The sequence below is a fragment of the Tsukamurella sp. USMM236 genome (assembly GCF_037148755.1).
Taxonomy (GTDB): Bacteria; Actinomycetota; Actinomycetes; order Mycobacteriales; family Mycobacteriaceae; genus Tsukamurella.
In genome coordinates this window covers 408556-430154 of the sequence record NZ_JBBCSS010000004.1, presented here as the reverse complement: position 1 = coordinate 430154, position 21599 = coordinate 408556, and the positions used below count along the sequence as shown (strand labels likewise).

Annotated in this window: 19 protein-coding genes; 12 read left to right on the top strand and 7 right to left on the bottom strand. The window is 73.6% G+C overall.

What is annotated here, in order from left to right; genetic code table 11:
- Positions 1 to 3: 3 nt before the first annotated feature.
- Together mycP and eccD are read right to left on the bottom strand one after the other, a co-directional pair.
- Positions 4 to 1263 carry a type VII secretion-associated serine protease mycosin gene (mycP, locus tag WFK95_RS16155; protein ID WP_336671251.1) on the bottom strand — a complete coding sequence of 420 codons (1260 nt, stop codon included), beginning with the start codon at positions 1261 to 1263 and terminating at the stop codon, positions 4 to 6.
- Positions 1263 to 2765 (bottom strand): type VII secretion integral membrane protein EccD, encoded by a 1503-nt coding sequence (gene eccD / locus WFK95_RS16150; protein ID WP_224652007.1) that lies wholly within the window; start codon positions 2763 to 2765, stop codon positions 1263 to 1265. The genes mycP and eccD overlap by 1 nt, the downstream gene beginning before the upstream one ends.
- Before the next feature lie 188 nt (positions 2766 to 2953).
- Here eccD and eccCa point away from each other — a divergent pair, with 188 nt between their 5' ends.
- The gene (gene eccCa / locus WFK95_RS16145; RefSeq protein ID WP_308011494.1) at positions 2954 to 7003 is read left to right on the top strand and encodes a type VII secretion protein EccCa; all 4050 of its coding nucleotides are present in this window, start codon (positions 2954 to 2956) and stop codon (positions 7001 to 7003) included.
- On the opposite strand, the gene WFK95_RS16140 is transcribed toward eccCa, so the two are convergent.
- Genes WFK95_RS16140 through WFK95_RS16125 form a run of 4 tightly spaced genes read right to left on the bottom strand, consistent with a single transcriptional unit; the run spans position 6981 to position 10982 of the window.
- Positions 6981 to 7307 (bottom strand): hypothetical protein, encoded by a 327-nt coding sequence (locus WFK95_RS16140; protein WP_224652003.1) that lies wholly within the window; start codon positions 7305 to 7307, stop codon positions 6981 to 6983. The genes eccCa and WFK95_RS16140 overlap by 23 nt on opposite strands.
- A 47-nt stretch (positions 7308 to 7354) precedes the next feature.
- On the bottom strand, positions 7355 to 8155 hold the full coding sequence (locus tag WFK95_RS16135; protein ID WP_224652001.1) for an LLM class flavin-dependent oxidoreductase: 801 nt from the start codon (positions 8153 to 8155) through the stop codon (positions 7355 to 7357).
- A gap of 1 nt (position 8156) precedes the next feature.
- Positions 8157 to 9590, bottom strand: coding sequence for a hypothetical protein (locus WFK95_RS16130; RefSeq protein ID WP_336671250.1), 1434 nt, complete (start codon positions 9588 to 9590; stop codon positions 8157 to 8159).
- Positions 9591 to 9644: 54 nt separating this feature from the next.
- Positions 9645 to 10982, bottom strand: coding sequence for a hypothetical protein (locus WFK95_RS16125; RefSeq protein ID WP_224651180.1), 1338 nt, complete (start codon positions 10980 to 10982; stop codon positions 9645 to 9647).
- 272 nt (positions 10983 to 11254) lie between these two features.
- On the opposite strand from WFK95_RS16125, the gene rplM reads away from it, so the two are divergent.
- From rplM to WFK95_RS16090, 7 genes are all read left to right on the top strand, one after another.
- Positions 11255 to 11704: a 50S ribosomal protein L13 gene (rplM, locus tag WFK95_RS16120; RefSeq protein WP_224651183.1), complete on the top strand. Its 450-nt coding sequence runs from the start codon at positions 11255 to 11257 to the stop codon at positions 11702 to 11704.
- Positions 11701 to 12204 carry a 30S ribosomal protein S9 gene (gene rpsI / locus WFK95_RS16115; protein WP_224651186.1) on the top strand — a complete coding sequence of 168 codons (504 nt, stop codon included), beginning with the start codon at positions 11701 to 11703 and terminating at the stop codon, positions 12202 to 12204. Before rplM ends, rpsI begins: the two co-directional genes overlap by 4 nt.
- 92 nt (positions 12205 to 12296) lie before the next feature.
- The gene (gene glmM, locus WFK95_RS16110) at positions 12297 to 13631 is read left to right on the top strand and encodes a phosphoglucosamine mutase (RefSeq protein WP_336671249.1); all 1335 of its coding nucleotides are present in this window, start codon (positions 12297 to 12299) and stop codon (positions 13629 to 13631) included.
- Between the two features lie 57 nt (positions 13632 to 13688).
- Positions 13689 to 14378 (top strand): HAD family hydrolase, encoded by a 690-nt coding sequence (locus WFK95_RS16105; protein ID WP_255604193.1) that lies wholly within the window; start codon positions 13689 to 13691, stop codon positions 14376 to 14378.
- Positions 14379 to 14450: 72 nt separating this feature from the next.
- On the top strand, positions 14451 to 14747 hold the full coding sequence (locus tag WFK95_RS16100; protein WP_224651195.1) for a hypothetical protein: 297 nt from the start codon (positions 14451 to 14453) through the stop codon (positions 14745 to 14747).
- 3 nt (positions 14748 to 14750) lie between these two features.
- The gene (locus tag WFK95_RS16095) at positions 14751 to 16415 is read left to right on the top strand and encodes a hypothetical protein (RefSeq protein WP_224651198.1); all 1665 of its coding nucleotides are present in this window, start codon (positions 14751 to 14753) and stop codon (positions 16413 to 16415) included.
- 8 nt (positions 16416 to 16423) lie between these two features.
- Complete coding sequence (locus tag WFK95_RS16090) at positions 16424 to 16606, top strand: hypothetical protein (RefSeq protein ID WP_224651201.1); 183 nt, start codon at positions 16424 to 16426, stop codon at positions 16604 to 16606.
- A 27-nt stretch (positions 16607 to 16633) separates the two neighbouring features.
- Here WFK95_RS16090 and WFK95_RS16085 read toward each other — a convergent pair whose 3' ends face one another.
- Entirely contained in the window at positions 16634 to 17479 is an 846-nt protein-coding gene (locus tag WFK95_RS16085; protein WP_308011481.1) for a hypothetical protein, read from the bottom strand.
- 37 nt (positions 17480 to 17516) lie between these two features.
- Here WFK95_RS16085 and WFK95_RS16080 point away from each other — a divergent pair, with 37 nt between their 5' ends.
- Genes WFK95_RS16080 through tsaE form a run of 4 tightly spaced genes read left to right on the top strand, consistent with a single transcriptional unit; the run spans position 17517 to position 21592 of the window.
- Complete coding sequence (locus tag WFK95_RS16080; RefSeq protein WP_224651207.1) at positions 17517 to 18923, top strand: NAD(P)H-hydrate dehydratase; 1407 nt, start codon at positions 17517 to 17519, stop codon at positions 18921 to 18923.
- 13 nt (positions 18924 to 18936) lie between these two features.
- Positions 18937 to 20076, top strand: a complete 1140-nt coding sequence (gene alr, locus WFK95_RS16075; RefSeq protein WP_224651210.1) for an alanine racemase — start codon at positions 18937 to 18939, stop codon at positions 20074 to 20076.
- The gene (locus tag WFK95_RS16070) at positions 20073 to 21143 is read left to right on the top strand and encodes an alpha/beta fold hydrolase (RefSeq protein WP_224651213.1); all 1071 of its coding nucleotides are present in this window, start codon (positions 20073 to 20075) and stop codon (positions 21141 to 21143) included. The genes alr and WFK95_RS16070 overlap by 4 nt, the downstream gene beginning before the upstream one ends.
- Positions 21140 to 21592: a tRNA (adenosine(37)-N6)-threonylcarbamoyltransferase complex ATPase subunit type 1 TsaE gene (tsaE, locus tag WFK95_RS16065; RefSeq protein WP_224651215.1), complete on the top strand. Its 453-nt coding sequence runs from the start codon at positions 21140 to 21142 to the stop codon at positions 21590 to 21592. Before WFK95_RS16070 ends, tsaE begins: the two co-directional genes overlap by 4 nt.
- Positions 21593 to 21599: the final 7 nt, after the last annotated feature.

Here is a 21599-nt window from a genome sequence, read left to right as displayed (position 1 = left end):
GTCTCAGCGGCGTGCCAGGCACGCCGCGACAGCGGCCACGGCCAGGAGCGCGACTCCGGCGAGGGCGTACGTCCGCGGACGCGTGTCCGGCGCCGGCGCGGCGGACACCTCCAGCCGGCCCGGCGCGGGAACCTCGCCGGGCAGCACTGCCGACACCGCGGCCACGGGATCGACGATCCCCGCGTCGCCCATCCCCGCGGATCGCCGCGCGGTCGCCAGGATCCGATTGCGCACCTGCGCCGCCGTCAGCTGTGGGAACCGCGCCCGGACCAGGGCTGCCACCCCGGCCACGTACGGCGCGGAGTAGCTGGTGCCGGCGAGCGGGGTGGTTCCCTCGCGGGTCACCTGCGCGTTCGCGAGCCCCGCGCCGCGGGGCTCGAGGGTCGTCACGTCGGTGCCCGGTGCGGCGACGGTGACCCACGGCCCGGCGAGCGAGAACTCGGCGGCCCGGCCGTCCGGCTCCGTCGCGCCCACCGCGATCACCTGGTCGGCGAACCGCGCCGGCGAGGCGATCGTCACCGGCGCAGCCGGATTCGCGTTCTGTTCGGCGCAGGCGCTGCCCGAGGAGACGTTGCCGGCGGCCGCGACCACCACGACGTTCCGGTCCGCGGCGTAGCGCACGGCCCGGCCGAGAGCATCGTCGCCGAGCGCGGACGCCGAACCGGCGCAGGCCACTTCGGAGATGTTGACCACCGTGGCGCCCAGGTCCACCGCGCGCACCACGGCGTAGGCCATGGTGGTCACGTTGCCGTGGCTGTTGGCGCCGCGTTGCTGGGCCTCGAAGGCCGCACTGGCCTGGCGGATCGCGATGATCGACGCCGCGGGAGCGACCCCCGCGAAGGCGTCTCCCGGGGCGGGCCGACCCGCGATGATGCCCGCGACCGCCGTGCCGTGAGCGTCGCAGTCGTCGCGACCATCGCCCGACGAGACGTAGTCGCCGCCGGCGATCACCTCGCCGAGCCGTGGGTGGGGCGTGACCCCGGTGTCGATCACCGCGACTTTCTGGCCCTCGCCGCGGGTGAACCGCCAGGCCTGGTCGAAGCGCAGGGACCGGGCGGCGTGATCCGCACGCGTGTAGTCGGTTCCGGGCTGTGTGCGCAAGGTGTTGCACTGGGACCGCTGGACCGTGGGGGCGAGCGGGGCGACGGGGCCGCGCGGCGCACCGTCGGGCGGCGGATCGGCGGATGCGGGCCCGACGGGGACCGCGGGAACGGCGAGCGCGAGCACCGCCGCCGCGGTCGCGGCGCGGATCCGCCGACCCATCAGAGGTTCCGGACGGTCGCGTAGACGTCCCACACCCAGCCCAACAGGGGCCCGGCGGCGGCGATCGTGAGGTACTCGCCGAGCTCCGCCAGACGCCGCTGCACCGGGCTGAAGACGACGCCGGGGGCGAGCGCGCCGCACGCGAGCGCGAGCACCCCGATCAGCGCGAGGCCCACCAGACCGATCACCGGCCACGAGCCGAAGCCCCACGCCAGGCTGGTGGCGGTGCCGATCGCGATGACCGCCCCGGCGAGAACGCCCGCTCCCGCCTGCAGCGGCTCCGTGTGGGTGCGGCCGCGCAGGCAGAAGGCGACGGCCATGACCAGGGCGAAGGCGAGGTGATGGCCCGGAAGCTCGCGGGACGCGGCGCCCACGGCGAGGGTGGCGATCGCGCCCGCGACCGCGGCACCCACGGTGATCCCGGTGCAGATGAGCTGCGCCAGGGCGGAACGCGGCGGGACGACGCGCTCGGGCTGGTCCTCGTCCAGGCCCGCTGCCACCGCGCCGATCCCGGCGACGGTGGGCGGCGGGTCGTCGTCGATGGGGTCGATCCGCTCTCCGGCCGCGGGTACGTGCGGCAGCGGCAGGCGGGCGGCCACGGCGGCGATCCGGGCCGCGAAGACCAGCACGAGGTAGGCGGCGATCGCGATGGTGGCGGCGATCGCGGCCCGCCGCCCGGGCAGCCACAGCGCGGCGAACATCGCCGGTCCGGCGAGCGCGGCCGCGGCGAGCAGCGCCGTGTGCACCACCGTGCCGCGGCCGGTGAACCGCAGCGCGACCAGCGCGGCCACCGCCGCCGTCGCCGTGGCGAGGAGCCCGTGCGCGGGGCCGTACCGGCCGTCCGCGCCCAGCGGCACGATCAGGACGCCGGTCGCCCCGGCGAGCGCCGTCGCGCACACGGCGAGCGCGGTGGGCACCGGCCCGGGAGCGGCCATCCGGCGGACGGAGAGCAGGGATCCGGTGAGCAGCGCCAGCGCCGCTGCGCCGCACCACAGCTGCGCGAAGACGTGGTCGACCGCGGGCCGGGCGCCGTCGGCGCTGCGCGGGGCCAGGCCCAGGCGCAGCGCGACCGCCCCGGTCGCGAGCGTCGCCAGCCCGAGCACCACGAGTCCGACGATCAGGGCCGCCCGCTCGTCCCAGCGCCGGCTCGCGACGAGATCGGCCGCGGTGCGGTCGAAGACGTCGTCGAAGATCGGCGGCGGGGGCGGCGCCTCCGCCACGAACAGGACCAGCAGCGCACCGTCGGCGATGCCGGCATCCGCGGGGGTCTGCGGACCGGGCAACGGCTCGCCCCCGACCGGCGCGAGGCGCCAGGGGCGCGACCACGCCGACTCCGCGGAGCCGCCGATCCGGTCGCCGAAGAGTCGCACCAGCTCCGGGATCAGCACCTCCGTCGGCGTGAGCAGGGGCAGGGAGACGTCCACCTGCGCACCGCCGCACAGCACCGAGACGCGGCTCAGCCGCGCCACCTCGGCGGTCGTCTCCTCCATCACGTCGGTCATAGCGTCCCCTCGCATGCCGTCATCCGCGCCCGCGGAACAGGGCCCGATACTCATTGGACGCACCAGGTCGGCGATCGGTTCCCATTCGCGCGAAGTTCGCGGAAAGTCTTCCGCGTGCGATCGCGAGGGTGCACAGTGATGCCACGACGGCGCGTGGGGGCGCGCCGCAGTCCCGGGGGAGACCGAGGGTGACTGACACGACCGACGTGGTTTTCGAGCCCGTCACAGAGGGTTTCGCGCGCAAGCAGCGACTCGCGCCGCCGCGCACGCCGGGCGGCGAGGTGGCGCTGCAGGCGCCGCCCGAGATCCCGCGCGCGGTTCCGGGCGGGCTGCTCGGCAAGCTCCTGCCCGTCGTAATGGTGGTCGCCGTACTCGGCATGATCGCGCTGATGTTCACCTCGGGCAGCGCCATGATGCAGAGCCCGTTCATGATGATGTTCCCGATCATGATGCTGATGTCGATGTTCGGCATGTACGGCATGAACAACCGGGGCAACGGGACGTCCGCGGCCGAGCTCAACGAGGACCGCAAGGACTACCTGCGGTACCTGGGGCAGATCCGGGCACAGGTGGATCGCACCCGCACGGAGCAGCGCGCAGCCCTGGAGTGGATCCACCCCGACCCGGCGGCGCTGCCCGGCTGCGTCGGCACCCGCCGGATGTGGGAGCGCCGGCCCGCCGACCCCGACTTCCTGCACGTGCGCGTCGGCGTCGGCAGCCAGCGCCTCGCCACCCGCCTGGTGCCGCCGGAGACCGGCCCGCTCGAGGACCTCGAACCGGTGTCGACGGTGGCGCTGCGCCGCTTCGTCCGGCACGGCGCGTCCGTGCCCGGGCTCCCCGTCGCGGTGGCCCTGCGCGGCTTCCCCGCCGTGGGTCTGAGCGGGCCCCGCGCCGAGGTCTTCGACGTCGCCCGGGCGATGCTGCTCGCCCTCGCGGCCCTGCACGGCCCCGACCACGTGCGGATCGTCGTCGCCGCTCCCGACGTCGACTCCGCCGAGTGGGGCTGGCTGAAATGGCTGCCGCACGTGGCGCATCCGACGGAGTGCGACAGCCTCGGTCCCGTGCGGACGGTCTACGGCTCGGCAGCGGAGCTCGAGGACGCCATCGCGCCCCAGCTCGCCGATCGCGGGCCGTTCGCGCGTTCCGCGCCCGTCGATCCCGCGCGTGCGCACTACGTGATCCTGCTCGACCGCGGGATCGCCGTGACGCCCGGCGGCGCGCTCGACGCGGCCGTCGGGATCGACGGCGTGACCGTGCTCGACCTCTCGCCCGAGCCCGACTCGCTCGCGGTCCGCGGGGGCCTGCAGCTGGTCATCGACGACGCCCGGCGGCTGGGCGCGCGCAGTGCGGGCGGGGTGGAGTACTTCGCGCAGCCCGACGCGGTGACCGCGGGCGCCGCGCAGGTCACGGCCCGCCGGATCGGCCGGTTCCGCCCGGCGTCCATGGCCGAGCTGCTCGACTTCGACGGTGACGCGGGCGCGAGCGATCCGGGCCTGCCCGCCCTGATCGGCATCGCCGACGCCGCCGCGGTCACGCCCGAGACGGTGTGGCGCGAGCGCACCGCCCGCGAGCGGCTGCGGGTACCGATCGGGGTCGGGCCGCGGGGCGAGCCGGTGGAGATCGACCTCAAGGAGGCCGCGGAGAACGGCATGGGTCCGCACGGCCTGTGCATCGGGGCCACGGGATCGGGAAAGTCCGAGTTCCTCAGGACACTGGTGCTCTCGATGGTCGCCACGCATCCGCCCGAGGCCCTGAACCTGGTGCTCGTCGACTTCAAGGGCGGTGCGACCTTCCTGGGCCTCGAGTCGCTGAACCACGTCGCGGCGGTCATCACGAACCTCGAGGAGGAGATCGCGATGGTCGACCGCATGCGCGACGCCCTCTCCGGCGAGATGAACCGACGGCAGGAGGTGCTGCGCCGGGCGGGGAACTTCGCCAATGTCGGTGAGTACGAGAAGGCCCGCCGCGCGGGTGCTCCGCTGGAGCCGATGCCCGCGCTCGTGGTCATCGTCGACGAGTTCTCCGAGTTGCTCTCGCAGAAGCCGGATTTCGCGGAGCTGTTCGTCGCGATCGGCCGCCTCGGCCGGTCGCTGCACATCCATCTGTTGCTCGCCTCGCAGCGGCTCGAGGAGGGCAAGCTGCGGGGGCTGGATTCGCACCTGTCCTACCGGATCGGACTGAAGACGTTCTCCGCCAGCGAGTCCCGAGCCGTCCTCGGCGTGCCGGACGCCTACCACTTGCCGTCGACGCCGGGCGCGGGCTTCCTCAAGTTCGACGCCGACCCGCCGCGCCGCTTCCACGCCAGCTATGTCTCGGGCGAGTACGAGCCACCCGCCGCCGCGGCGGCGGCGGTGCGCCGCGGCACGGTCGGTAGCGTCGCGGTCCGCGAATACCTCAATGCGGCGGCTCCGATCGAGCGGCGGCGGTCGCCCGGGCTTCCCGAGGGGCTCATGCGGATTCCCGCGCAGCCGGGAGATCCCGTGCCTCCGGCCGCCCCGTCGGGCGGATCCGCGCCAGGGGTCGGCGCACCGTCGCTCCTGCAGACGATGGTCGCGCGCCTGGCCGGGCACGGCCTGCCCGCCCACGAGGTCTGGCTGCCGCCGCTCGACGAGTCGGCTGCGGTGGGCGAGCTGGCGCAGCACCTGCGGCGCAACGACTCCACGCCGCTGCGCGTCGCGATCGGCGTGGTCGATCGGCCGTACGACCAGCGGCGGGACCTGCTGCTGGTCGATCTCAACGGCGCCCAGGGCAACGTCGCCGTCGTCGGTGGTCCGCAGTCGGGCAAGTCGACCGCCCTGCGCACTCTGATCGTCTCGGCGGCGCTCACGCACACCCCGCGGCAGGTGCAGTTCTACGCGCTCGATTTCGGTGGCGGTTCGCTCGCGAGCATCGCCGGTGTTCCCCATGTCGGCTCGGTCGCGGGCCGCCTCGACCCGGACCGGGTGCGGCGCACCGTCGCGGAGGTCACGGGCGTGATCCGGCGGCGGGAGGCGGCTTTCCGTGAGCACGGTGTCGCGTCGATGGAGCAGTACCGGGCCCACCCCGCCGCGGCGGCGGATCCGTTCGGCGACGTCTTCCTCGTGATCGACGGCTGGCAGGTGCTGCGCAGTGAGTTCGAGTCGCTCGAGCCGCAGGTGAACGCCATCGCCGCGCAGGGTCTGTCCTACGGCGTGCACCTGGTGATCGCCGCGTCGCGATGGGGCGAGGTCCGCCCCGCGGTGAAGGACCAGCTGGGCACGCGGATCGAGCTGCGGCTGGGCGATCCGATGGATTCGGAGATGGGCCGTCGGGTGGCGGGTTCGGTGCCCGTCGGCCGGCCGGGTCGCGGCATCACCTCGGATCAGCTGCACATGCTCGTCGCGCTGCCCTGCGGCGCGGAGTCCGAGGACCTGCCCGCGGCGCAGGAGGCACTGGTCGCCGAGATCGGCGAGCGGTACGCGGACCACGCGCCGGAGGTGCGGATGCTGCCCGATCTGGTACTCCGGGACCGGATCCCGGCCCGCCGGGACGCGCCGCCCACGCACGCCGTCTTCGGCGTCGGCGAATCCGAGCTCGCCGCCGCGACACTGCAGTTCGAGTCGCAGCCCTTCTTCCTGGTGCTGGGCGACAGTGAATGCGGCAAGACCGAGACCCTGCGGACGATCATCGCGGGCCTCGTCGCCGGCGGCACCCCGCAGCAGACGAAGATCGTCCTCGTCGACTACCGCCGGACGCTGCTCGGCGTGATCGAGAGCGACCACCTCGCGGGCTACGCCTCGTCATCGGATGCGCTGAGCCCCATGGTCGCGCACCTCGAGCGGGTCCTGCGCGAGCGCTGCCCGGGTGCGGACGTAACGCCGCAGCAGCTCAAGGACCGCTCGTGGTGGACCGGCCCGGACATCTACCTGATCGTCGACGACTACGACCTCGTCGCGAGCGCCACCGGCAACCCGCTGGCGCCGCTGCTGGAGCTGCTGCCGCAGGCGCGCGACATCGGCCTCAAGGTGATCGTCGCGCGGCGCAGCGGCGGCCTCGCCCGTGGCCTGTACGAGAGCTTCCTCGCCCGCATCCGCGACCTCGCCGCCGACGGCCTCGTCATGAGCGGCTCCCGCGAGGAGGGCATCGTTCTGGGCGCGGTCAAGATGTCGCCGCAGCCGCCCGGCCGCGGCACCTGGGTCTCCCGGGCGCGCGGCGTGGAGCTGGTGCAGGTGGCGATGGTCGACGAACCGGAGGGCGCTACCGGTCCCGGATCGCTGTGATCGTCCCGGTCATCACCGGCCACGGGGGCTGACGCAGCACGGCGAGGGTCGCGAGTGTGGCGGCGACGAAGCCGGTCGCCACCCCGATGAGCGCGATCCGGTCGGCGTCGACGGCCGGCGACCACACCGCCTGCCCGTCCCGGACGGAGTAGACGCCGATCGCGGAGACGCGGTCCTCGCCGCTGCGCCGGCGCCGCACTCGGGAGACGGTGATCACCGTCGTCCCGTCGGGCGTGACGTGCGGATCGCCGAACACCACGCCCTGCGGGGCGGCACCGGGCACGGACCTCAGTTCTGGGCGCATGCCTCCATCATGCGCCTGCACGGTCGGGGACGGGCAGCGTCGGCGCGTCACGTCCCGGCCAGGCGCGAGACCACCGGGCGCATCGCCTCCAGGGTGTGCCCGCCGAGCGCGATGAGCGAGAAGCCGTACTCCTCGCGGCGGCGGATCAGCGTCTCGCAGATCTCGTCCACGGAGCCGTCCACCAGCGCGGGGGAGTCCACGGCGCGCAGGGCGTCGAGGTCGGTGCCGATGAAGGCGCTCACGTAGTCGGGCGCGAAGCCGTTCACCGCGAAGATCGAGCAGGCCAGCTCCACCCGGTCCCGCAGCGGCGCCGTCAGCGCCGCGAGGGCCTCGGCCGTGGTGGTGGGCGCCGTCGCGACGGCCACCGTGTCGGCCCGCTCGCGCGCCACCGCGAGGGCCTTCGGGCCGCCCGCGGCCATGAGCACCGGGGTGTGCCCGGCACCGTCGAGCGAGGCCAGGGCGTCGAGCGTGTCCACGACGCGGGCGAGGCGCTCGGCGCCCGTGCCGAAGGGCACGCCGAGGGCGGCGGCGTCGCCGGCCACGTCGGGCCGGCCCGTGCCGATGCCGAACCGGTACCGGCCGCCGCTGATCGTCGCCAGCGAATGCGCCTGCCACGCCGCGTGCTTCGGATCGTGCAGCGGCGCGGCCACCACGTAGTTCGCCACCTCCAGCGTCGTAGTCGCGCCCAGCGCCACCGCGGCGGAGGTGAAACCGTCGGGCAGCGGGTAGTTCTCGGGGAGCGCGAGCACGTCGAAGCCGTCGGACTCCACCGACCGGGCGTAGGTCGCCCAGTCGCCGAGCTGCGGCACCGGCAGTGCGGTCACCGCGAAGCGGAATGGTCTGGTCATGTCAGGAACCTCCTTGCTCCGGGCCGGCGGCGCCGGAATCGTCGGGCTGGACGAAGCGGAAGTGCGATCGCTCCCGTTCCATGTACCGGCGCTCGTAGACGCCGTCGATGCGCTTGCCGTCCACGGTGCCGCTCAGGTGCAGCTTGTCGCCGTCGACGCGCGCGGTGATGCGGAGGGGAGCGTCGCCCTCCTTCTTGCGGAGCGCGAGCACGTCGCCGTCCACCTCGAGCCCCCACGCGGTGGTGTACCCGGAGGGCTCCTGCGTCACCACGCTGTCGTACGCGGTGCTCAGCGACTTCAGGGCCGCGTTGGAGTCGTTGCCGCGCAGGGTGATCGCCACGTTCGACCACGGCGCCGGATCGCGCTGGGCGAGCCCGGCAGGGGCACCGTCGACGGTGAAGGACGTGGCCCGCCAGACCCCGTCGAGGTCGGAGCGCGGGGTGTGGATCACGTAGGTCATGAGCGCGCCGCTCGCCGTGAGCACCATCATCAGGATCCCCGCGATGCCGAACTTGAGGACCTGCCCGGTGATCCGGGCCCACGAGCGGCTCGCGCCGGCGACGGGCAGCGGCGGCACCGGGGTCGCGGTCGGGCGGTTCAGCGCGGCCCGCACCAGGTTCGGCGCGTACGGCACGGTGAGGGCGATCGCGATGATCAGCAGCTCGCCCGCGATGATCTTCACGGGCACGTCGTAGAACAGGTTGAGCAGGAAGACCTGGCCCATCGCGACGATCGCGACCAGCGATCCCAGCACCGCGGTGCGGCGCCACAGCAGCAGCACGCCCGCCGTCAGCTCCACCAGGCCGGTGATCACCATGTACGGGACCGACGCGCCCATGAAGCCCCACAGCGTGGAGAACAGGCTGGTGTCGCCGGTGAGCTGCAGCTGGTGCGAGGGCAGTGCCATGAAGCCCATCTGGGTGGGGATCACCTTGGCGATGCCGTAGAACAGCATCGACAGCGCGAGCGCGAACCGCGCGAACACGCCGAGCAGCCCCAGCAGGGAGCGGTAATTGGGGCGGTTCCGGTCGAGCGCCGTCCACACCACCACGATCACCAGGCCGACGAGGATCCAGCCGAGGTGCATGGACCATTGCCACCGGTTGTCGCCGCCGCCGGAGATGACGATGTCGACGCCCCCGCCGGTGGTGACGAAGCTGCCGATCTGCGCGAGCAGCCACCAGATGCCGGACGCGTTCCACAGGATGGCGAGACCCGCGTTGCCGTACACGGACAGCAGCAGGATGCCGCCGCCGAGCACGAACAGCAGGCGGAAGGCCAGCTTCTGCGCGTTCGACCACACGGGCTCCGGCGCGGGCGGCTCGGACGGCGGCGGGGGCCCCGGCAGCGGCGGGGGACCGGGCAGGGGCGGCACCCCCGGCCCGGGATGGTTCGACGGTGCGGACTGGCCCAGGGGGCTCTGGGGTGCGCTCATGCCGTCATCGTAAGTCCGGCTCACGACCACTCCTAGTGACAGATGTAACGGGGCTCAGGGGAAGTCGAGGGTCGGTGCGTCCTCGTCGGGGACGGGGTGCGTGAACCGCAGCGGCTCGGAGTCCCGCTTCATCGGGCGCCGCTCGTAGGCGGCCACGATCTCGCGGCCGTCGACCCGCCCGCTGATCGTCAGGCGGTCGCGGTCCGGCTGCGCGTACTGCAGCACCGTCTCGGGGCCGGACTTGCTCGGCTTGATCGTGAGCGCGGAGTCGCTGACGTCGAGGAGCCAGGGCGTGACCCGTGCCGCGGAGTCCTGGGTGACGAAGGCGTTGTACGTCTCGCCCGCGGCCTCCCACATCCCGCGACCGCGGTAGGTGATGGCCACGTTGATCCACGCCGGGTCGGTGGCGAGGGCCGCCTCGCGACCGTCCACCCGGAACGACGTGGCGTGCCACGTGCCGTCGACGTCGCCCCGCGTCTCCGAGAGCGCGGACTTCATCATGACCCCGGCGGCGAGGCCGACCCCGGTGATCGCGATGAGGGCGAGCACGGCCGCCGTCTTGCCCGTGCGGCGCAGCCACGTCCGGTCGGAACCCGCGGCGGGCCAGATCGCGGGCATCGGCCCCGTCGCACGGCCGAAGCCCGCGCGGATCAGGTTCAGCCACTGCGGCGCGAGCAGGGCGATCGCGATCACCAGGAACTCGAAGCAGAGGAACTTCACCGGCACGTTGTAGAAGCTGTCCATGAGCAGCACCTGCACCATGGAGACGATCGAGCCCAGCGCGCCCAGGATCCAGGTGCGGCGCGAGAGCAGCAGGATGCCGGAGATCAGCTCCACGAGGCCCGTCACGATCGAGTAGCCGTCCGAGGCGCCCATGAAGCCCCACAGCATGTTCATCCGGCTGATGTCGCCGGCGGGCTGCAGCGCGTAGGTCGGTAGCTGCATGAAGCCCATCTGCGTGGGGATCGCCTTGCCCAGGCCGTAGAAGATCATGCCGCTCGCCAGCGCGATCCGGCCGACCTGCCAGAGCAGCCCGCCGAGGCTGCGGTAGTCGCCACGGCCCCGGTCGAGCAACGTCCAGACGGCGGTGATCACGACGGCGACCACGGCCCAGCCGATGTGGTACTGCCAGATGCCCATCGAATCGCCCGAGCTGTTCAGCTCGGGGAGCTGCAGCTCCGTGCCGGTGACGAGCGCGCCGAGCCGGGCGAACGGGCCCTGCACCACGGACATCACGGGCGCGAACTGCAGGCTGCCGAAGACGGAGAGGATGGTCAGGCCGCCGCCCAGGGTGAAGAGCAGGCGGAAGCCGATGAGCTGGGCGGTGGTCCAGCGCGGGGGCGGGGTATCGGTCGCGGGCGCGGCGGGCGCCTCCACGGTCGGGGTGGTCATGTCCTCGACGCTATTTCCCGACGGTGCCCCACCACATCCGGGAAAGCCCCCTACCGGACCCTGAGCCGCGGCACCGTCGGGCAGGGATCAGGCCGTTTTGACCTGCGGCGGGGCACCCGCGTACTCTGGTCCGCTGGTGTGTGGCGCCGCGCTGCCCTCCGGTCGTAGGACCGGGGTGCGATGCGGAGTCGAGCCCCGGGTCTCCGTTGGTCGCCGGGAGCGCTCTTGCCGCACATGGGACCGGCATCGAACCATCGAGCAGAGGATCTCCTGTGCCTACTTACACCCCGAAGGCGGGTGACGTGACCCGGCAGTGGCACGTCATCGACGCATCCGACGTGGTGCTCGGCCGCCTCGCCGTCGCAGCTGCCACCTTGCTGCGCGGCAAGCACAAGCCGACCTACGCCCCCAACGTTGACGGCGGCGACTACGTCATCATCATCAACGCCGAGAAGGTCGCCCTGTCGGGCGCCAAGCTCACCGACAAGCGGCACTACCGCCACTCGGGCTTCCCGGGCGGCCTGAGCTCGCGCACCATCAGCGAGGTCCTCGGCTCCAAGAACCCGGAGCGTGTGGTGCAGAAGGCTGTTCTGGGCATGATCCCGAAGAACAAGCTGGGCAGCGCCATCGGCGGCAAGCTGAAGGTCTACGCCGGCCCGAACCACCCCCACACCGCGCAGCAGCCGGTTCCCTACGAGATCAAGCAGGTGGCGCAGCAGTGAGCGACACGATCGAGAACAACGAGACCGACGCCGAGGTCGTTCCCAACGAGTACACCTCGGAGACCCCCGAGGCCTCGGCCGAGACCCGCGCCCCCCGTGGCCCCGTCGTCGTCGAGCGCCCCATCCAGACCGTCGGCCGCCGCAAGGAGGCCGTGGTCCGCGTGCGTCTGACCGCCGGCACCGGCAACTTCGTGCTGAACGGCCGCACCATCGAGGACTACTTCCCCAACAAGCTGCACCAGCAGCTGGTGAAGTCCCCGCTGGTCACCGTCGAGCGCCTCGAGTCCTTCGACATCGCCGCCAACCTCACCGGCGGCGGCCCGTCGGGCCAGGCGGGCGCGCTGCGCCTCGCCATCGCCCGCGCGCTGATCGAGGTCTCGCCCGAGGATCGCCCCGCGCTCAAGCGCGCCGGCTTCCTCACGCGTGACCCGCGTGCCGTCGAGCGCAAGAAGTACGGCCTGAAGAAGGCCCGCAAGGCTTCGCAGTACAGCAAGCGCTGATTGCAGGCTTTCACCAGGGCAGGCACCCGCATCCGTGCGGGCGCCTGCCCTGGTCTCGTTTCCACCCATCTCTACGTGTGAGGTACTGACCCATGGGGCGTCTGTTCGGGACCGACGGTGTGCGCGGCCTGGCCAACAAGGATCTGACCGCCGACCTGGCGCTGCGGCTGTCGGCCGCGGCCGCGGCGGTGCTCGGTGCGCATGATCTCGAGGGCCGGACGAGGCCGTTCGCCGTCGTCGGCTGGGACCCGAGGGCCTCGTCGGAGATGCTGTCGGCCGCGGTCTCCGCGGGCCTGACCAGCGCCGGCGTCGACGTGCTGCTCGTGGGCGTGCTGCCCACGCCCGCCGTCGCCCACCTGGTGGCCGAGTACGACGCCGCGCTCGGCGTGATGATCTCCGCCTCGCACAATCCCATGCCGGACAACGGCATCAAGTTCTTCGCCTGCGGCGGGCACAAGCTGGAGGACGCGCAGGAGGACGCCATCGAGGCGGCCCTCGACGATCCCGCCCCGCCCCGCCCCACGGGCGCCGCGATCGGCCGGGTCAAGCGCGCCTTCGACGCGGTCGACCGGTACGTCGCGCACCTCGAGTCCGCGGTGCACGTCCCGCTCACGGGCCTGAAGGTCGTCGTCGACGCCGCGAACGGCGCCGCCTCGACGGTGGCCGCCAAGGCCTACCGCGACGCGGGCGCCGAGGTCATCGCGATCCACGACGCGCCCGACGGCCTGAACATCAACCGCGACTGCGGCTCGACGCACCTCGAGAGCCTGCGCGCGGCGGTGCTCGCGCACGAGGCCGACCTCGGCCTCGGTCACGACGGCGACGCCGACCGGTGCCTCGCGATCGACGCGGCCGGCCGCACCATCGACGGCGACGCCATCATGGCGATCCTCGCGATCGCGATGAACGAGGCGGGGGAGCTCACCGACCACACGCTGGTCGCGACGGTGATGAGCAACCTCGGCCTGCACCTGGCGATGAAGGCCGCGGGCATCACGCTGCGGACCGCTGCGGTGGGCGACCGGTACGTGCTCGAGGAGCTGCGCACCGGCGGCTACGCCCTGGGCGGCGAGCAGTCGGGGCACATCGTGCTCCCGGCGCTCGGCACCACGGGCGACGGCGTGCTCACGGGGCTCAAGATCATGGAGCGGATGGCGCAGACGGGCTCCTCGCTGGCCGAGCTGGCGTCGGTGCTCACCGTGCTGCCGCAGGTGCTGGTCAACGTGCGCGTGATCGACAAGGCTGCGGCGATGGCCTCGTCGGACCTGGCCGCGGCGCTGGCCGCGGAGGAGGCCGCGCTGGGCGAGGCCGGCCGGATCCTGCTGCGCCCGTCGGGCACGGAGCCGCTGGTCCGCGTCATGGTCGAGGCGCCCACCGAGGAAGTCGCCCGCGGCACCGCGGAGCGCCTCGCGGGTCTCATCTCCTGACCGTGCCGTTCTCGGAACACCTTGTCGAAACGTTTTCATTACCGGTAGCGTGTGGCTATGACCGGTTACGAGGGTGTGCTGTTCGACTTCTCGGGGACGCTGTTCCGGCTGGAGCCGGACCCGGCGTGGTTCGCGGGGCTCACCGCCGCCGACGGACGCGAGCTCGACGACGCCGCCCAGCGCGAGCTCCTGTACCGGATGACGGTGCCCGTCGGCGTCCCGGTGCCGATGGAGGGCGATGCCCTGCGGACCTGGCACGCCCGCGACCTCTCCTCCGCGGACCACCGCGGCGCCTACCTGCACGTCCTGCAGCGCTCCGGCGTCGCCGACGAAGGCGAGCGGGAGCGGCTCTACGGCGAGTTCTCCAACCCGCTCAACTGGTCGATCTACCCCGACACCGCCGCCGTCCTCCGCGCCGCGCGCGAGGCCGGCCTGAAGGTGGGCGTGCTCTCCAACATCGGCTACGACATCCGCCCCGCGTTCGAGCGCGAGGGCATCGATGGCCTCGTCGACGAGTTCGTCCTCTCCTTCGAGGTGGGCCACGCCAAGCCCGACCTCGCCGTCTTCCAGGCCGCCACCGCCGCCCTCGGCCTGCCGCCGGAGAAGGTGCTCATGGTCGGCGACAGCGAGGAGGCCGACGGTGCCTCCCGCGCCATCGGCTGCGGCTTCGCGCAGGTCGAGCCGCTCCCCGTCGACGACCGCCCCGCCGGACTGCTGGACGCGGTCCGGGCCGCCGGCGCGATCTGAGGAGACTCCGGGAACCGATCCGCCCGCTGGTGCGTCCAATGAGTAAGGGGACGTGTGAGCGAGGGGGATCGCATGGGCACGAAGATCGATCCGGCCGCGGTGTCGAAGGCCGGCGGCAGCTATTCGATGGTGGCCGACAACCTCGGTACCGTCGCCGGTCGTGTCCGCGGCTTCACCGCGGAGGCCGGTGACTTCGGGCGGAAGTACCAGTCCGACGGTGCCGCCTACGCCGCCACGATGGAGAGCCTGGCGAAGGGCGTCGACGCATGGCAGGTGGGCTCGCGCGCCTGCGGTACGGGGCTGACCACCTCGGCGTCGGCGCACAAGTCCACCGACGACAGCGGCGCCGCCGCGGTCACCGGGGCCTGATCCGTGGCGGAGCAGACCGTCGACCAGATGCTCGACGGGGGCGCCGGCTGCCTGCAGTACTTCAAGGAGATGCTCGACCTGGCGAAGAGGATCTCGAGCAAGCAGTGGCCCGACTGGCGGGACCACGTCTGCCGGAACTACGACAACGAGCGCGGCATCGACCTCGCCTCGCTCCGGGGTGACGCCGTCATGCTGCGGCAACAGGCGACGGCGGCCACGCAGGCCGTGACGGATCAGGCCGCAGCGCGGACGAGCGTGCAGACGGCGTGGCCCGACAACGCGGGCCGGCAGGCCGTCACCACCCTGAACGCGCACCAGACCCGGAGCGAGCCGGTCGCCACGATCCTGGAGCGGACCGCCACCGCAGCCGAGGCGGTGCCCGACGCCGTGGTGGCCGCCGTCGCCACGAAGATCTCCGACCTGAGCGAGTTCGACAAGGCGTCGTTCGGTCTGGGAGACGTCGGGTTCTGGGACGGCGCCAAGATCGCCGGGGGACTGATGGCCTCCGTGGCCCTGGGGCCGCTCGGAGCGCTCGTCTCCGTCGACGGGGCCTCGGCGGCCGTGGAGCGGTTCGAGGCCCAGCTGGCGAAGGATCTCACGCGCTTCGACCAGGTCGTGGCGACCGCGGTCTCGGCCGTCCAGGCGGCCTACGCGACCGTGCCGGCGGCGGCGAAGGGCATCGATTCGTCGGCGTTCCCGGCACCGTCGTTCGGCACGATCACGGCGACCAGCACCGAGACCCCGACCAGCCCGACCACGGCGTCGCCGGTCACCAGCGGTGGCGGAGGAGGCGGCGGGTCACCCACGACGTCGTCGCCGTCCAGCACGTCCCCGACGTCCACGAGCCCGACCAGCACCAGCCCCACTACGACCGGCACGACGACGAGCCCGACCAGCACCAGCCCCACGACCACCGGCACGACGACCTCGCCCACGACGACCGGCGCGAGCACCACCCCGTCGACCGCGACACCCAGCACGGGCACCGGTACCGGCACGGGCAGCGGCACGCCGTCCTGGCTCTCGCAGCTGCTCCCGAAGATCGCCGAACAGCTCGGCCTGGGCGACAAGTCCACCGGCGACGGCAAGGACACGGACAAGACCGGCGACAAGGGCGCCGACAAGGCCGGTGACAAGGACACCAAGAGCGAGAAGGTGCTCGGCGTCGACGCCCTCGGGCGCACCGTCACCGCGACCCTCAGCCCGGACGGCAAGACCGTCGAGGTCACCGCGAAGAAGCCGGACGGCACCGTCGCTGAGAAGGCCACGCTCACGATCGGCGAGGACGGCAAGCTCACCCCCGTCGACGGCACGACCGGCGACGGCAAGGACGGCACCGGTGCCGGCGGCAAGGGCGAGGACGGCACCGGCAAGACCGGCGACGCGAAGCCGGGCGAGACGAAGCCGACGCAGAACGACGCCGGAACGGGCGGCGGCGCAACGCCCGCCACTGCGTCCCCGTCCGGCGCGGGCGGCGGTACCGGCGGTGGTGCGACCCCGTCGGCCGCCCCGAGCCCGGTCGTGCCGAACGTCCCGACCGCGCCGGCGGCCCCGGCGAAACCGTCGAACACCGGCGATCAGAACCCCGCGCCCGCGGAGGAACCGTGCCCGCCCGGCGAATCCGCCGACCAGGGCACCGGCGCCGAATTCGCCGTCAGCGGCAGCTAGGAGAGGCGATGAGCAGCACCGACCCGTGCCCCGAAGACCACGCCCGTGCGATCCGCATCGCCGAGCGGCAGGACCTGTTCGACGAGCTGCTCCGCGTCGCGGGCGTCGCGCCGGAACCGGCTGAGGTCACGCAGCCGATCCCGGTGATCACACGCACGGAGCAGCCGGAGTCGTGGCTCAGCGCGGGCTGAGCGCGGGCGAGCGCCGGGCGCGGGGACTCAGGCCAGACTGCGGAGGCGCTGCAGGGCGCTGGGCTGCTCGGGCTCGGCGTTCGGGTCCCAGACGTACGAGCTGTCGCCGAGGTCCGCGCCGACCTCGGTGAAGACCTTGTACTCCTTGTCGTCGGCGAGCCCGCCGAGCAGGTAACCCGTCAGCAGCGCGCGGACCATCTTCTGCGTCGACTTGTCGGAGCCGCCCGCGCCGAGGGCGCCACGCAGCGAGATGCCCTCCGCCAGGCCGCCGGGCTCGGCGCCGGGCACGATCCGCAGCTCCGTCGGCCCCGCGTAGCGCAGCGACAGGACGCCGGCGTTCGAGGTCATCGAGTGCTCGTCGCCGGGCGCGCCCAGGATCAGCGCGTTCGCGTGGGTGCCGGTCGCGGCCTTCTCCGCCTGCGGCGACGTGGGCGCCGGGAACAGCGCGGCGAGCCACTCGACGCGGGAGTCGGCCGCGGCGGCGATCAGCGCCGCCCCGGTGCCCCAGCCGTGGCCGACCACGGCGCGCTTGGCCTTGTTCACGGTGATCGCGCCGTCCCCGAGCCGGACCTCGGTGATCACGTCGAGCGCGGTGCCCAGGTCGATCGCGAGGCGACCGTCGGAGGCCAGCATGCCGCCATCGGTGTCCGGCGCGGCCACCACGAGGCCCCACGAGGCGAGGTGCTCCAGCGTCTTGGAGTAGCGCTTCGACGGCGTCAGCCAGTCGTGCGCGAAGGCCACCGCCGGCAGGTTCGAGCCGCTCTCGGGCGTGTAGATCACGCCGGGCAGGCCCGCGACGCCCAGGTCGCCCTTGAGCACGCGGTGCGGCCCGCGCTTCTGCAGCTTCTTCACCAGCTTGCCCGCGTCAGTCACGCAGCTCACGTTAGCCGATCTGCCGTACCGTGGCGGCGTGCGGCACTTCCACCATCCCGACTCCGTGCGCGCGGCCGAGGCGCCCCTCCTCGCCGCCCTGCCCGACGGTGCCCTCATGCGCCGCGCCGCGTACGGACTCGCGGGCGTCTGCGCGCAGGAACTCGTCGACCACACGGGCGGCACCGCGGGCCGGAGGGTGACGCTGCTCGTCGGCTCCGGCGACAACGGCGGCGACGCGCTCTTCGCCGGTGCCTTCCTCCGCCGTCGCGGCGTTGCCGTGGAGGCGGTGCTGCTCGCCCCCGACCGTGCGCACGCCGCCGGGCTCCGCGCCCTCGAGCGCGCGGGTGGGCGGGTCGTCGCGGTGCCGCGCCGTCCGGACCTGGTGGTCGACGGCATCGTCGGGATCAGCGCGCGCGGCGCGCTGCGCCCGGAGGCGGCGGACCTCGTCGCCGGGATCGCCGCGCCGATCGTCGCGGCCGACACGCCGTCGGGCGTCGACGTCGAGACCGGCGTCGTCCACGGCCCCGCCGTGACCGCCGCGGTCACCGTCGCCTTCGGTGCCCTCAAGCCCGTGCACGCGCTCGCCCCCGCGCAGTGCGGCCGGGTCGAGCTCGTCGACATCGGCCTCGCGCTCGGTGAGGGCGAACTGCGCGCCTACGACGACGCCGACCTGGCCGCGCTCTGGCCCGTCCCCGGCCCCGCCGACGACAAGTACAGCCTCGGCGTGCTGGGCGTCGTCGCCGGCGGCGACGCGTACCCGGGCGCCGCCGTGCTGGCGACGGGGGCCGCGATCCGCGCGACCTCCGGCATGGTCCGGTTCGCCGGCTCCGCCCGCTCCGCCGTCCTCGCCGCCTGGCCCGAGGCAGTCGCGAGCGACGACGTCGCGGGCGCCGGACGGGTGCAGGCGTGGGCCGCAGGTCCGGGCATGGGCGTCGACGGTGCGGCCGCGGACCGTCTGGCCCGGGTCCTCGACCAGGACCTCCCGACGGTGCTCGACGCGGACGCGCTCACGCTGCTCGCCGAGCACCCGGGCCTCCTCGCGGGCCGCACAGCGCCGACGGTGCTGACCCCGCATGCCGGGGAGTTCGCGCGGCTCGTGGGCCCCGTCGGCAACGACCGGGTCGCGGCCGTCCGCGAGGCGGCCCGCGACCTCGATGCGACGGTGCTGCTCAAGGGGCACGTCACCGTCATCGCGGCGCCCGACGGCACCGTCGTGGCCGACACCGCGGGCTCGTCCTGGGCCGCGACGCCCGGATCGGGCGACGTGCTGACCGGGCTCGTCGGCAAGCTCCTCGCCTCCGGTCTCGCCCCGCTCGACGCGGCCGCCTGCGCCGCGCGGGTGCACGGCCTGGCCGCGGCCCGCGCCGCCGGCGGCGCCCCGACGCACGCCGGCCCGATCAGCGCGGCGGTGCCGCGCGTCCTGCGCGACGTGCTGCGCGACTAGGCTGAGCGGCGCCATGAAGACATCGATTCCCGCGACCGGGCTGGAGCGGCTGACCGCGCAGATCGACCTGGGTGCGGTCGCGCACAACACGCGGATCGTCGCGGATCACGCGCCGGGGGCCGCGGTGATGGCGGTGCTCAAGGCCGACGCCTACGGCCACGGCGCCCTGCCCGTCGCGCGGGCGGTGCTCGCCGGCGGCGCCACCGAGATCGGCGTGACCACTGTCGACGAGGCCGTCGCGCTGCGCGAGGGCGGCGTCACCGTGCCGCTGCTCAGCTGGCTCAGCACGAGCGGCTTCGAGCGCGCAATCGAGGCCGACGTGCGGATCGGCGTCAGCTCGCCGCGCCAGCTGGCCGCCGTCGTGGCTGCCGCGCAGAACGTCGGGCGGCCCGCGACGGTGCACGCCAAGATCGACACCGGGCTCAGCCGCAACGGCGTCTCCGCGGCCGAATGGGCCGCCACCCGCGACGCGCTCGTCGAGGCGGAGCGCGCCGGCACCGTCGAACTGCAGGGCGTCTTCACCCACCTGGCCCACGGCGACGAGCCGGAGCACCCGTTCCTCGACGTCCAGCGCGAGGCGCTCGCCGCCACCGTCGCCGACGCCCGCGCGCACGGCCTGACGCCCACGCAGGTGCACGCCGCGAACTCCGCGGCCGCGCTGACCCGCCCCGACCTGCACTTCGACCTGGTCCGCCCCGGCATCGCCCTCTACGGCGGAGTCCCGGTGCCCGGCAGGGACTTCGGGCTCCGGCCGGCGATGACCTTCGCCGCGCCCGTCATCCTGATCAAACGGATCCGCGCAGGCGACGGGGTCAGCTACGGGCACAGCTGGATCGCGCCGCGCGACACCGTCGTCGGGCTGATCCCCGCCGGGTACGCGGACGGGGTGTGGCGCCCGCTGAGCGGCCGCATCGAGGTCGCGATCGGCGGCCGGCGTTTCCCGCAGGTCGGCCGAGTCTGCATGGACCAGAGCGTGATCGACCTCGGGCCCGACGGCGGCGGGGTGTCCGAGGGCGACACCGCCGTCCTCTTCGGCGACGCGCCGGGCGCCGACGTCGCCGCCGATTGGGCGGAGAAGGTCGGCACCATCGACTACGAGATCCTCACCGGCGTGCGCGGGCGCGCCGTCCGGACCTACACGGGGGAACTGTGAACGACGACCGCGGCCGCATCCACATCCCCGAGCGCCTGCCCGGGCCCGCCCTGCTCGCCGGCCTCGGCACCGGCGTCGCCGTCGCCGCACTGACGGGGATCGCCGCCGCCGCAAGGGTTCTCGGCGTCCGCGGCGCGGGCGACGACCCCGTCTCGCCCGACGACCTGGTGTTCCGGTCCGACCGCGAGTCGATCGTCATGAGCCCCGACGGTGTGCCGCTGCACGTCCGCGAGGTCGGCCCCCGGACCGCGCCGGTGACGGTGCTGTTCGTGCACGGCTTCACGCTGCGGACCGCGTCCTGGGTGCTGGTGCGGAACGAACTGCAGGCCCGCTGGGGCGACGACGTGCGGATGGTCTTCCCCGACTGTCGCGGCCACGGCGATTCCGGCTCCTGCACACCGGAGCAGAGCACCGTCGCCCTGCTCGGCGACGACATCGCCACCGTCCTGCGGGCCCTTGTGCCCGAGGGGCCGGTCGTGCTCGCCGGGCACTCGATGGGCGGCATGGCGATCTGCGCGTTCGCGACCGGACATCCCGAGATGGTCGGCCCGAGGGTGGTCGGCGCCTCGCTGCTCGGAACCGCGTCGCACGCCCTCACCGACGTGGGACTCGCTGCGGCGCTGCGCAACCCGGTGCTCGACGTGATGCGCGCGGCCATCCGTTTCCTGCCCTCGGTCGTCGGCCGGGGCCGCGAGGTGATCAAGCCGCTCGCGACGCCGTTCGTCACCGCGGGCGCCTACGCGCCCGGCGATCGGAGCGCGACCATGACCGACTTCTCGTCGACCATGAGCCTGTCGGCGCCGCTCGGCACCTACGCGGGTTTCATGCCCGCGCTGGAGGAGTACGACGAGCGCGGCGCGCTCCCGGTGCTGCGCCGCATCGCGACGTCGGTCGTGTGCGGCGACCACGACTGGATGACGCCGCTGAGCAAGTCGAAGGCGCTCGCCGACGAACTCGACTCCGAGCTCATCGTGCTCGCGGAGACGGGGCACATGTTGATCCTCGAGTCCGCGCCGCGCGTGGCGCGGGCGATCGCCGACCTCGTCGCGCGGGCGGTGCCGCAGTGAGCCGACCGGTGCGGGGCGAGCGGGTCCTGCCCGAGGTGGAGGACACCGAGGCTCTCGGCCGGGAGCTCGCGGGTGAGCTCGCCGCGGGCGACCTCGTGATCCTCGACGGTCCGCTCGGGGCCGGGAAGACCGCGCTGACCCGCGGGATCGCCGCCGGGCTCGGCGTGACCGGGCGGGTCTCGTCGCCGACGTTCATCATCGCCCGGGAGCACCGTCCGGGCGCGTCGGGCGGCCCGGGTCTCGTCCACGTGGACGCCTACCGCCTCGGCGGCCTCGACGAGCTGGACGCGCTCGACCTCGACACTGACCTCGAGGACTGCGTCGTCGTCGTGGAGTGGGGCGAGGGCGTGGCCGAGCGCCTCGCCGACCGACACCTCATGGTCCGCCTGCGGCGCGCCGAGGGCACCGACGTCCGCACTGTCACCTGGGAGTGGGTCGACGGGGCCTGACCCGGCT

Bases quoted from the DNA above. Each gene is read 5' to 3' on its own strand.
- WFK95_RS16125 (WP_224651180.1), bottom strand. From the start codon at position 10,982: ATGACCACCCCGACCGTGGAGGCGCCCGCCGCGCCCGCGACCGATACC.
- WFK95_RS16135 (WP_224652001.1), bottom strand. From the start codon at position 8,155: ATGACCAGACCATTCCGCTTCGCGGTGACCGCACTGCCGGTGCCGCAG.
- alr (WP_224651210.1), top strand. From the start codon at position 18,937: ATGAAGACATCGATTCCCGCGACCGGGCTGGAGCGGCTGACCGCGCAG.
- eccD (WP_224652007.1), bottom strand. From the start codon at position 2,765: ATGACCGACGTGATGGAGGAGACGACCGCCGAGGTGGCGCGGCTGAGC.
- glmM (WP_336671249.1), top strand. From the start codon at position 12,297: ATGGGGCGTCTGTTCGGGACCGACGGTGTGCGCGGCCTGGCCAACAAG.
- WFK95_RS16105 (WP_255604193.1), top strand. From the start codon at position 13,689: ATGACCGGTTACGAGGGTGTGCTGTTCGACTTCTCGGGGACGCTGTTC.
- WFK95_RS16140 (WP_224652003.1), bottom strand. From the start codon at position 7,307: ATGCGCCCAGAACTGAGGTCCGTGCCCGGTGCCGCCCCGCAGGGCGTG.
- mycP (WP_336671251.1), bottom strand. From the start codon at position 1,263: ATGGGTCGGCGGATCCGCGCCGCGACCGCGGCGGCGGTGCTCGCGCTC.
- WFK95_RS16130 (WP_336671250.1), bottom strand. From the start codon at position 9,590: ATGAGCGCACCCCAGAGCCCCCTGGGCCAGTCCGCACCGTCGAACCAT.
- WFK95_RS16090 (WP_224651201.1), top strand. From the start codon at position 16,424: ATGAGCAGCACCGACCCGTGCCCCGAAGACCACGCCCGTGCGATCCGC.
- WFK95_RS16100 (WP_224651195.1), top strand. From the start codon at position 14,451: ATGGGCACGAAGATCGATCCGGCCGCGGTGTCGAAGGCCGGCGGCAGC.